This is a genomic window from Chryseobacterium camelliae (genome assembly GCF_002770595.1).
Classification (GTDB): Bacteria; Bacteroidota; Bacteroidia; order Flavobacteriales; family Weeksellaceae; genus Chryseobacterium; species Chryseobacterium camelliae.
This window is the reverse complement of record NZ_CP022986.1, coordinates 430539-442127: the sequence shown is the minus strand read 5'-3', so window position 1 is coordinate 442127 and position 11589 is coordinate 430539. Positions and strand designations below refer to the sequence as shown.

General features: G+C 44.0%; 12 protein-coding genes. 6 read left to right on the top strand and 6 right to left on the bottom strand.

The genetic code is table 11. The annotated features are described in order from the left end of the window. Nucleotides 1–8 precede the first annotated feature (8 nt). The 4 genes from bioD (at nt 9) to CGB83_RS01960 (ending at nt 3799) form a co-directional block, all read left to right on the top strand. Nucleotides 9–626 carry a dethiobiotin synthase gene (gene bioD / locus CGB83_RS01975; RefSeq protein ID WP_100074269.1) on the top strand — a complete coding sequence of 206 codons (618 nt, stop codon included), beginning with the start codon at nt 9–11 and terminating at the stop codon, nt 624–626. Next, a complete protein-coding gene (bioB, locus tag CGB83_RS01970) occupies nt 619–1608 on the top strand; it encodes a biotin synthase BioB (protein WP_100074268.1) in 990 nt (329 codons plus the stop codon). The genes bioD and bioB overlap by 8 nt, the downstream gene beginning before the upstream one ends. Nucleotides 1609–1734: 126 nt before the next feature. Further along, nucleotides 1735–3018, top strand: coding sequence for an adenosylmethionine--8-amino-7-oxononanoate transaminase (gene bioA, locus CGB83_RS01965; RefSeq protein ID WP_100074267.1), 1284 nt, complete (start codon nt 1735–1737; stop codon nt 3016–3018). A 73-nt stretch (nt 3019–3091) separates the two neighbouring features. Beyond that, nucleotides 3092–3799, top strand: coding sequence for a DUF421 domain-containing protein (locus tag CGB83_RS01960; RefSeq protein WP_100074266.1), 708 nt, complete (start codon nt 3092–3094; stop codon nt 3797–3799). Here the strand turns inward: CGB83_RS01960 and CGB83_RS01955 are convergent. The 5 genes from CGB83_RS01955 to msrB form a co-directional block, all read right to left on the bottom strand. Beyond that, the gene (locus CGB83_RS01955; RefSeq protein WP_100074265.1) at nt 3792–5636 is read right to left on the bottom strand and encodes a chloride channel protein; all 1845 of its coding nucleotides are present in this window, start codon (nt 5634–5636) and stop codon (nt 3792–3794) included. The two genes, CGB83_RS01960 and CGB83_RS01955, sit on opposite strands and share 8 nt — an antisense overlap. Before the next feature lie 147 nt (nt 5637–5783). Further along, on the bottom strand, nt 5784–6599 hold the full coding sequence (locus tag CGB83_RS01950) for a ferritin-like domain-containing protein (RefSeq protein WP_100074264.1): 816 nt from the start codon (nt 6597–6599) through the stop codon (nt 5784–5786). A 24-nt stretch (nt 6600–6623) separates the two neighbouring features. Next, nucleotides 6624–7331 (bottom strand): ferritin-like domain-containing protein, encoded by a 708-nt coding sequence (locus CGB83_RS01945; protein ID WP_100074263.1) that lies wholly within the window; start codon nt 7329–7331, stop codon nt 6624–6626. A 131-nt stretch (nt 7332–7462) separates the two neighbouring features. Beyond that, nucleotides 7463–8032 carry a fasciclin domain-containing protein gene (locus tag CGB83_RS01940; RefSeq protein ID WP_100074262.1) on the bottom strand — a complete coding sequence of 190 codons (570 nt, stop codon included), beginning with the start codon at nt 8030–8032 and terminating at the stop codon, nt 7463–7465. Between the two features lie 133 nt (nt 8033–8165). Continuing rightward, nucleotides 8166–8636 (bottom strand): peptide-methionine (R)-S-oxide reductase MsrB, encoded by a 471-nt coding sequence (gene msrB / locus CGB83_RS01935; RefSeq protein ID WP_228420189.1) that lies wholly within the window; start codon nt 8634–8636, stop codon nt 8166–8168. Nucleotides 8637–8766: 130 nt separating this feature from the next. On the opposite strand from msrB, the gene CGB83_RS01930 reads away from it, so the two are divergent. Next, nucleotides 8767–9339 carry an RNA polymerase sigma factor gene (locus CGB83_RS01930; protein WP_228420051.1) on the top strand — a complete coding sequence of 191 codons (573 nt, stop codon included), beginning with the start codon at nt 8767–8769 and terminating at the stop codon, nt 9337–9339. A gap of 1 nt (nt 9340) precedes the next feature. Further along, nucleotides 9341–10171 carry an anti-sigma factor gene (locus tag CGB83_RS01925; protein WP_100074260.1) on the top strand — a complete coding sequence of 277 codons (831 nt, stop codon included), beginning with the start codon at nt 9341–9343 and terminating at the stop codon, nt 10169–10171. Between the two features lie 41 nt (nt 10172–10212). Here the strand turns inward: CGB83_RS01925 and CGB83_RS01920 are convergent, their stop codons facing one another. Beyond that, the gene (locus CGB83_RS01920) at nt 10213–11481 is read right to left on the bottom strand and encodes an NAD(P)/FAD-dependent oxidoreductase (RefSeq protein WP_100074259.1); all 1269 of its coding nucleotides are present in this window, start codon (nt 11479–11481) and stop codon (nt 10213–10215) included. Between the last annotated feature and the right edge of the window lie 108 nt (nt 11482–11589).

The window sequence follows — 11589 nt, the reverse complement described above, 5'->3', positions numbered from 1 at the left end:
AGAATATCATGAAAATTTTTATTACCGGAATTGGTACCGAAGTCGGTAAAACTGTCTGCTCTGCCATTCTTACTGCCTGTTATCAGGCGGCTTACTGGAAGCCTGTACAATCGGGAGATTTACAGTATACAGATAGCATGAAGATAGATGATTGGGCAGGAGTGGATGTAACCATTTATCCGGAAACATACCGCCTGCAACTGGCGGCATCACCCCACCAGTCTGCAGCAGCAGAAGGACTGACCATCCGCCTGGATGATTTCAGGCTCCCGGAAACTTCACATCCTTTGATCATAGAAGGGGCCGGCGGACTTATGGTTCCTCTTTCTGACAACGCGCTGATGATTGACCTGATCGAAAAACTGGCTCTGCCGGTAGCGCTGGTGGTCAGGAATTATCTGGGCTGCATCAACCATACGCTGTTGTCATTAATGGCTTTACAGCAGCGCGGACTGTACCTTAAATACCTCATCCTGAACGGATCTTTTCCTTCTGATACAGAACGCATTATTCTTAAGCACACCGATAAAAGCACCGCTATCATAAGAATTCCGGAGACTAAAAACCCGGACAGAGCATCTATTACAAACATAGCAAAAAAAATAAGTATTGAAAATCATGAATGACAAAGCATCAGTAAGAAACGACTGGACCAAGCAGGAAATAGAAGAAATTTACCATTCACCGTTAATGCAGTTGGTGTACCGTGCAGCGACGGTGCACCGGGAGTGGCATGATCCGGAAAAGATACAGATGTCAACCCTGCTGTCTATCAAAACCGGCGGATGCCCTGAAGACTGCTCTTACTGCGGACAGGCAGCGAGATACCACACTGATATCAAAGTCCAGGCACTGCTTTCCACTGAAACTGTTCTGGAACATGCGAGAAAAGCCAAAGACAGCGGTTCATCCCGCTTCTGTATGGCCGCTGCATGGCGGGAAGTACGCAACAACAGGGATTTCGACCGTGTCATCGATATGGTGAAGGGAGTCAATGACCTGGGGATGGAAGTATGCTGCACTCTCGGCATGCTTACGGAAGAACAGGCAGCCAGGCTTCAGGAAGCCGGCTTATATGCCTACAACCATAACCTGGACACTTCTGAACAGTATTATGAAGAGATTATTTCCACCCGGACTTTTGACAACAGGATCAATACGATCAATAATGTGCGGAAAGCCGGAATTACCGTCTGTTCAGGCGGGATCATCGGATTAGGAGAAACCCATGCGGACCGTATTTCGATGCTGCTGACACTGGCTACCATGCCGAAACATCCCGAATCTGTACCGATCAATGCGCTGGCAAGAGTTGCCGGGACGCCACTGGAAGAAAATCCGAAGGTGGATACCTGGGAGATGGTGCGAATGATTGCTTCTGCGCGCATCATCATGCCTTCATCCATGGTGAGGCTCAGTGCCGGAAGGGTAGAGATGACTGAATTTGAACAGGCCTGGTGTTTCATGGCTGGAGCCAATTCCATTTTCACGGGTGAACGGGAAACATTACTCGTTACCCCGAATCCTGGCGTCTCTGAAGACATGCACCTGCTCAATACGCTGGGCCTGAAACCGATGGGGAGCCGGGAAGAGGTAGGAGTTGATTAATTTTGAATTTTAAATTATAGATTCTAAATTATATCATCCATCTATTACCCATTACTCATTACCTATTACTTATCAATTATCAATTATCAATATCGATCATCAATCATCATTTATCATCAATCATCCATGCCCAACCTACAACAAAGAGACGCGGCCATTGTCTGGCATCCGTATACCCAGATGAAAACGGCCGGAACAAGCATTCCCATAACCAGAGGAAAAGGAATTTACCTGTATGACGAAAACGGAACAGAATATCTGGATGCTGTCTCCTCATGGTGGGTGACGCTGCACGGCCATGCCCATCCGTATATTGCCCAAAGAGTATCGGAACAGCTGCATACGCTTGAACAGGTGATTTTTGCCGGTTTTACCCACGAACCGGCCGTAAAACTCGCTGAAAACCTGCTTGCGCTGCTGCCTGCCAACCAGAAAAAAGTTTTTTATTCGGATAACGGCTCAACGGCGGTTGAAGTGGCCCTTAAAATGTGCATTCAGTACGCATTCAATGCCGGCAGCAGGAAGAAAAAAATCATGGCATTCCGGAATGCCTATCACGGTGACACCTTCGGCGCCATGTCTGTAAGCGGCAGGAGCACCTGGACACAACCATTCGGTGAAATGCTGTTTGAAGTGGTGTTTATCGATACACCTGAACCCGGAAATATACAACAAATCCTCTCGCAGATTGAATCCCTGGCCGATGATACGATATGCCTGATCTATGAGCCATTGGTCCAGGGAGCAGCGGGAATGCTGATGCACAATCCGGAAGAACTTTCGCAGCTGATGAAATGCTGCCGGATGAACGGAATCCTGCTGATCCAGGATGAGGTATTCACCGGTTTCGGAAGGACGGGAAAGCTATTCGCGGCAGATCACCTGACGGAAAAGCCGGATATCATGTGCTTTTCAAAAGGCTTAACCGGCGGCACGATGCCGATGGGAATTACCAGCTGTTCAGAGGAAATCTTTAATGCATTCCTTTCGGACGACCAGCACAGGACATTATTCCACGGACACTCATTTACAGCTAACCCTCTGGCCTGTACTGCGGCATTGGCAAGCATGGAACTGTTGCTGCTGGAAGATACGCAGAAACAAATCAGGATGATTACAGAAAAGCATGCCCAGTTTGCAGAAGTCATGAAAAACCATCCGCTTGCTGAAGAAGTCCGGCAGACCGGCACTATTCTGGCGTGGAACCTCGCATCAGGCGAATCGGTTTCTTATTTCAATACAGACCGGCAGAGGATTTATGATGCTTTTCTGAACAGAGGAATCATTATGCGTCCGCTTGGAAACATCATGTATCTGGTACAGCCGTATTGCATTACCTCAGAAGAACTGGATTTTCTGTACCGGAATATCCTTGAAGTCATGGATCTTTTCAATACCTCCCAGATGTAGCTTCAAGAAGATAACAAGCTTGAAAAACAACAGTTGATTGGCTTGTTTTTTGAACTTCTGTCATAAACTTTTTATGCAATCATTACTTCTTCTGCAGATCGACTGGAAAGAGCTGTTACTCGGACAGGAAGACTGGCCGTTCCTGATCGAAATTGTGCTTCGTACGGTGATTATGTTCCTTGCAATCATTCTTGGATTGAGATTGTTGGGAAAAAGAGGAGTTAAGCAGCTTTCGGTTTTTGAACTGGTCGTCATTATCGGGCTGGGATCTGCCGCCGGCGATCCCATGTTCTACAAAGAAGTAGGAATAGTTTCATCCCTTGTCGTCTTCATAGTGATCATATTTTTATACAGTGTCATTACCTTCTTCATTGCAAAAAGCAAGAACTTTGAAAAAGTAGTGGAAGGTAAACCGATGTGCCTGATCAAAGACGGCGAGTTTTCCATCGGGGATTTCAGGAAAGAAAATTTCGGAATTGATGAGTTTTTTGCGGAATTAAGAATCAACAACATCTCCCATCTGGGGCAGGTAGAAGAGGCTATCGTAGAGATTTCCGGTGAGATCAGCATCTTTTTTTATGAGGTTGAAGAGACAAAATATGGTCTTCCCATTATGCCTAAATCTCTGGATCATCCCTTTACACGGGTACCTTCGGCAGGGCATTATTCATGCATATTCTGCGGCAATACCAAACTGAAGCCGGCAGAGGATGAAACCCGATGTGATAAATGCGGTAAGGATGAATGGGTCCTTTCCAGCAATAAGAAGAGAATCAGTTAGAGTAGTCTTTCAGAAGCTGCCTGTAGCTCATCAGGATTGATGATTTCGATATGAATCCTATGAACATATTATTGCTGTCCACCACAGGTAGGTTCCACACTCCTGTATTATCAAATACCTGTAAAATTTCCAGTGGCTTGCTTTCGGGGCTAATGAGCGCAGCAGGAGCCCTCATGATCTGACCGATGCTTTTCAGCTGGTCACTGTTCCCAAAAAGATACGGTCTAATATCATCAATACTGAAAATACCTTTTAAAATACGTTGGTCGTCCACGACCGCAAAAATATTACGGTTGCCATCTTTAAGCAGTTCGAACAGTTCGGTAACAGAGATGTCTTTCGGCACCGTCTGTGACTGGCGGTCTATAAAGTCTTCTGTCCTCAGTGAGAACAAAAGGTTTTTATCATGTTCATTCGTAAATATCTTACCCTGATCGGCCAGTGATTTCAGTTCCGGGGAAATAGGGGAGAACCATCTGGCAATCAGATAGGAAATAACCGAAACAATCATCAGTGGGATAAACAGGTCGTAACCGGAGCTGGATTCTGCAATCAGGAAAATTGCGGTCAGCGGGGCATATAAGACACCGCTCATGGCACCGGCCATGCCTACAAGGATCAGGTTGGTAACAGGAACTTCCTCAAACCCGATTTTACGGCAGATCACCGCAAATAAAAACCCTACCGTGCCGCCTGCAAAAAGCGATGGGGCAAAATTACCTCCGTTCCCTCCGCTGAAGATGGTAATGGAAGTGGCAAAAGCCTTCAGCAATACAATCATCAGCAGGAATATGATCACCGTCCAGTCTGTAATATCAAAATATTTGAACAGGCTGTTTTCTATGATAGAAATTGTATCGCCATTCGTAAATTCCTTCACTGTCTCATAACCCTCCCCGAAAAGAGGCGGGAAAAGCACACAAAGTAATGACAGAACCGCACCACCTACCATGGCTCTCCGGAGGCGTGACATATTCAGGCCTTTCATAAAATGCTCGACCTTCTGGGAAATGATCACAAAATAACGTGCATAAAGTCCGGTAACAATACCCAGCAGGAGATAATAGGGCACATTTTTATAATTGAAAGCTTCCCGGGTATGGAACCTGAAAAGGATATCTTCCTGCAATAAGATCCTGGATAAAAGACTTCCGCAGACCGCAGCAACCACCAGGGGAATAAAATCGGTAAATACAACACCGGTCAACAGGATCTCAAAAGCAAACATAATTCCTGCAATAGGCGCATTGAATGCAGAGGCGATCCCCGCAGTAGCACCTGCTGCCAGCAGAAGGGTGCGTTCTTTATAGCTCAGACGGTAGGTCTGGGCGTAATTGGAGCCAATGGCAGCCCCGGTAACCGCAATCGGGCTTTCCAATCCGGCGGATCCTCCGAGTCCGACCGTTATGGCACTCTGCACAATCTGGGAATACATTTTTACTGAAGAGACAATGCTCGAATTCCGCGCAATCTCATACAGTATTGCCCCGATTCCCTTTTTATCCTGTCCTTTAAAGATCGTAAGGACTACCAATGTGGTCAGAACAATCCCAAGGAACGGAAAAACAATATAAAACAGGATCTGGTATTCAAAATGGACTTTATTGACAATGAAATAATGGATGTCATGAACCAGTGTTTTAAGCACTACTCCGGCAAGTCCTGCGGTACATCCCACAATGATCCCGGAGAGGATCAGAAACTGGTTCCTGCTCAGCCGGTTGCTCAGCCAGTGCAATACAAGCTCATAACTGCGTGCCTTTTCCAGTCCGTACTTTTGAAAATCTCTTTTAAATTTAAGAAAGCTCAGATATTTCTTCCTGTTATGAATATTCACCTGTGTAAGATTAGGGTAACCGAATTGTTATAAGCAGTAAATGTAAGGAATATTATCATTAGGATAAAAAAATATCCCTGATTTACAGCATAAAAAATCCTTTCCTGGACAGCCGGGAAAGGATCACACCTAAATATTATGAAAGGATCAGACAATAAATAAAGAGGCTATTGTCTGGGCATCACTTCCAGTGAGTATTTCGTCAAATGAAGCAGAACCCGCAGCAGCTCCGAATGCGGCTGCAGTGTTGTATCCTGCCTGATTGGTATTATCTTCACCGTTGTATACCGCATTGGTTGCAGCCGGCATATTTCCGCCGTTGGCAAGCTCGATCCAGCCTTTGTTGGCTCTCATCCTTCTTACCTGGGAAGCGTGCCTTGCCTCTACAGAATGAATCTGCAATGCAGCCTGCAATACGGTTTTGTCGGACATCACATTCCCTGCCTGGCCTTTATAGGCTCTCACTCCGGTATCTTCGAATGCCTGTGCAAGCACCAGAAACTGGTTGTAATTGGTAAAAGGAGTGAAACTGCCGTTAGCGGTGAAATCAAATGTAGGTTTTGCACCCGGTGTTACCCCAAGAGAGGTTAATGTACTTTTCAGGAAAGTAACGTGGGCAGATTCATGTTTGGCAATCTGCATAAAAACAGTCCTGTCGGAATTCGGGATCAGTCCTGCGGTAGAAAGCCCGATGGCATAATATTCATTTTCCAGGTATTCCAGAACCAATGCCAGCTGAAGGGCATCCGTCAAAGTAGACTTCAGGAAAGAAGAAGAAGCTGAAGTTTCAGTCTCTGCTGCTTTTGCCGGAGTGGACAATAAGGTTCCGAGCCCAAGGGGAACCGCAGCTACGGCTGCTTTCTTTCCAAATGAGGATATTTTTGTAATGGTCTGCAATCTGGTCGCTTCTGTAGAAAAAAACTGATCATCAGAAAGCTTATCGAGTAATTTAAGAATGTTCATAATAGTGATTTTTAAGGTGGTTAATTACATGATGCCTCTTTCTATCCAGGTAAAAGGAGTTTTTATGAAGCCGCCGGCTGCTGCCACGATGTCTTTAGGCTCTTTCGCAAGGTCAAGCCCGTTGGAATCGATAACATCATCACCGGAGAACGCTGCTGTTCCAGGATTAATAAGGTCCCTGATCGCAGACGCATGTCTCGCTTCTACAGAAACAATTTTACCCGCGATCACAAGATAGGCTGCATTGGTGATATATTTACCGGCACCGTTATAGGCAGCAACACCTGTATCTTCAAGGGCTTTAGCTGTAGCCAGAACAGAGTCCCTGCTGTTGAAATTCACATTAGGATACTGGAATTCAAGCGTAGGCAGAACATTGGACGTTGCACCGCTGATCGCAGCCTTAAAGAAATCACGGTGGATCACCTCATGATTATACAGATCCGTAAACACTTGTTTTTCAACACTTGAAATGCCGGAATAGAAATTGTTTACCACTTTTGTATAAAAATCGGCTTCCAGCTGTTCAAGAGCATAGGCATAATTCAGTACACCTATATCACCGCTTCCAAGGTCGAACACTCTTCCGTTCATATCCTCGAAATCGTCATCGTTACAGCCTACCAGCGTAAGTCCTGCCATAGCAAGCCCGATGCCGCTGAGCTTTAGAAAGTTTCTTCTGCCTGTATCCAGAGTCGCTCCCTGGTTAGACACACTGATCGTTTTTTTCATAATATTATTTTTTAATGGTTAAATATGCTGAGACCAGTCTGTATGAAGATATAACTGATCTATACAATTGTAAACGATAAAGAAAAAAACAGCATAAATGGAATTATGCTGTTTCAATTAACAAACCACTCTTACGGCATCAACACTGTATCTATTACATGAATTACACCATTGGACTGATTAACATCAGCAATCGTTACTTTAGCGCTGTTACCTTTGGCATCCTTTACATACAGGTCTTTACCTTTTGTCCAGAACGTCAGTTCTTCACCTTCCACAGTCTTCATCATACTCTTTCCGTTTCCTGCTTTCACGGCTGCCCAGATCTGCTTGGCGCTGTATTTTCCGGGAAGTACGTGATAGGTAAGGATTTTAGTCAGCATTTCCTTATTTTCAGGCTTTACCAGGGTCTCAACAGTACCTTTAGGAAGCTTGCCAAATGCTGCATCTGTTGGAGCCAGCACAGTGAATGGTCCTGCGCCCTGAAGCGTTTCTACCAATCCTGCTGCTTTTACAGCGGCTACCAATGTTTTATGGTCTTTGGAATTGACCGCATTTTCAATAATATTCTTGGAAGGGTACATCGGTGCACCGCCTACCATTACTGTTTTCTCTTTTGCCATCTGTGCATTTGCATGTCCGCTGAATGCGAATGATAATGCGACCATGGTCAATGCTGTGATTTTTGTTCTAGTGTTCATCTTTATTTTAATTAATGTGTTAAACTATTGTTGTATTAAACTCTTACTGTCATTTACGAGACCGGTTTTCATCCGGATTTACTTTATTGAAAACTTTATTATTTTTTTATGTAAATTACTGATAAACAGAATATTATTTTTTCTTAAACGGAACAAAATCAAGGCAAACAGAATTCATGCAGTAACGTTTTCCGGTTGGTTTTGGTCCGTCATCGAATCGGTGTCCCAGGTGGGAATCACATCTTCCGCATAAAACTTCCGTTCTTTCCATATTATAGGAAGTGTCTTTTCTGTACTTTACACTGTTTTTAGCCATCGGCTGGTAAAAAGAGGGCCATCCGCACGTGGTGGCAAATTTGGAAGTAGACATGAACAGAGGATTTCCGCAGACGGCGCAGTAGTACGTTCCTTTCTCATCAAACTCACTGTATTTCCCTGTGAATGCCATCTCAGTGGCACCTTCCCGGGCTACCTGGTACAGCTCTGGCTTTAGTATCTTTTTCCATTCGCTGTTGCTTACTTTAAGCGGAGTAGTGGAAGTGCGTGAATAATAAGGATTCTTCGTTTTAAAACGGGTATTCTGTGCCGAGCCGGCTGCAGCCATGTTCAGAAGACATATCGCCATTGCTTTTATGAGTATGTTTTTCATATCGTTGAAATTAAATTCTATAAAATTTATGTACGACATAAAAGATTGCCCGGTTTTTGTATGATATGAATTTTATTCACTACATTTGAACGGAAATACTTTACTTATTAAAACAAACTACTATTCGGAAGAGCAGCTTATCCTTCTACTTAAGGATAAAAACGAAAATGGTTTTCATTACCTTTATGACCATTATTCGGGCGCTTTATATGGGGTCATCCTCCGGATCGTACAATCCAAAGAGTATACTGAAGAAATCATCCAGGACGTTTTTGTTAAGATATGGAACTCCATTGCCCAATATGATGCCGGCAAAGGAAGGTTTTATACATGGATGATCAATATTGCAAGAAATACCGCGATCGATTATTTAAAATCAAAATCTTTTCAGAACGAACTTAAAAACCAATCGCTTCCGGATTTCGTATATGATTCTGCAGAGCTTTCTGTTCAGGACCATACGTCTGATCATATCGGATTCAGCAGTATACTCGGAAGTCTTGAAAAAGATAAGCAGCAACTCATAGATATGGCCTATTACCAGGGATATACGCAGAATGAAATCTCCGAAAAACTGAAGATGCCATTGGGAACCGTAAAGACCAAAATGAGAAGCGCACTGATGAAATTAAAAGACTTGCTAAAAGATTACCAATAAATTGAATACTAAAGAATACATATCATCCGGAATTATAGAATCTTATATTCTAGGTCTTGCTTCCCCTGAAGAAGCAGGTATTTTGGAGTGTGTGATGAAGAACAATGCTGAAGTAAAAGCAGCATTTGAAGAAGCACAGAAAGTATTGGAAGATCTTGCCACAGCTCAGGCTGTAGCACCACCTGCTGATCTGAAATCCAAAATATGGGATAAAATCCAAGAAGAACAGACTGTTGAACTTCCAAAACCTGTTATTGCTAATGACGTGCAGCATGAACCGCATATAAAACCGGTTCATGATATCCGTACAGCTCCTGAAAGGAAAACCGGCTGGAAGACGTACGCGGTTGCTGCAACAGCATTATTCCTTGTGAGTACAGCGGCTAACCTTTTTTGGATGAATGAGCGTTCCGAAAGCAAAAAGCAGATTGCACAGCTTGAGGCTCAACAGAAAAACAATGCGCTTGCCCTGCAGAACATGCAGCAGAAATGGACAATGATTTCAAGTCCTGAAATGAAAATGGTGATGCTGAAGGGTGTTGAAAAGCATACGGATTCTAAAGCCATGGTTTTCTGGGATACCCGAACAAAAGAAGTATACCTATCCGCAGAAACTTTACCGAAAGCGCCTGAAGGCATGCAGTATCAGCTCTGGGCTATACAAGGGGGTAAGCCGGTGAGTGCAGGAATGTATTCAGAGGATAAGGACGCTAAAATTGCGCTCTCTACCATCCCTCAGGCTCAGGCCTTCGCTATTACCCTTGAAAAGAAAGGGGGCAGCGATGTTCCAACGATGGAAAACATGTATGTGATGGGTGAAGTCAGTTCATAGATATTTATTCTGATGTTAATGAGTATTCATGGTTAATGTTTCTAATCCTTACCTGTATTTTTCTTTGGCCTTAAAATAAGCCTGATCGAAGGATTATTTGTTACGAATAAGCGCATCCAATCTAATGCCAAACGTATTTTACTTCCGAAAGTTACCAGCGGAATAATATGGATGAACAGCCAGGTAAGCCATGCTATAAAGCCTTTGAAGGAAAATTTCGGGAGATCCACTACCGCCCTGAATTTTGAAATAATGGCCATGCTTCCTTTATTATGATAACTGAAAGGCTTGAGTTCTTTATTTTCTTCCATCCGGATCAGGTTTCCTGCCAGGTTTTTTCCCTGCTGTATAGCCACCTGCGCGAGCTGCGGATGTCCTTTCGGATATTCCTGATCGGTTAGCTGGAGAGCAATATCTCCAAGAGCATAGACATTTTCTGTTCCTTTGACCTTATTGTAGGCATCTGTGAGAATCCTGCGGCCACGGCCAATGCTGTCTTCCGGTAAACCTTTGACCTCGCGTCCTATGACTCCGGATGTCCAGATCAGGGTTTCTGTTTCTATCGTTCTGCCGTCAGAAAGAATGACTTTACAATCTACATAATCTTTTACCGATACATTCAGCAGGATTTTCACCCCCAGCCTGGTCAGTGTTTCATACGCATCTTCCTGAGCCATTTTGCTCATTGGAGACAGCAGGGTGGGAAGTGCATCAATAAGATAGAGGTTAGACAAACTCATTTTAATTTCCGGGTATTCCTTCTGGGCAATATATTGTCCCATTTCGGCGATCATCCCGGCCAGTTCCACTCCGGTAGGACCTCCACCGGCAATCACGATATTTTGAAGCTTTTCAGCTTTTTTAACATCTTTATTCCGCGCAGCCTCCTCAAGGGTAAGAAGCATATAATTCCTCAGGTAAAGGGCTTCTTCAATGGTTTTCATCGGAAGGGCACAGCGCTGTACATTGTTCATTCCGAAGAAGTTGGTCTCTGTTCCCAGAGCAAGAACAAGGTAATCATAACCGATACTTCCCGTATCCGTGTGCAGGAGCTGTGCAGCCGTATCTACACTTTCCAGGCTACCCATATGAAAATGGACATTCTTATAATTGGCGAACATCTTCCGCAACGGATAGCTGATGTTGGATGATTCTATAAATGATGTGGCTACCTGGTAGATCAGCGGGGGAAAGAAGTGATAATTGTTCTTGTCGACCAGAGTAATTCTGAACCTGGGATCGTTTTTAAGAGATTTGATCATGTTAATCCCTGCAAAACCTCCGCCTACGATGACGATATGCTTTTTCATATGATTAATATTCTGTGGTGTGTGCCTATTTTCATTCAATAATAAGACCAAACACCCTGTAAAAATCGTGAAATTAAACCTGTGGCATCGTAGATGTGCACGATGTTT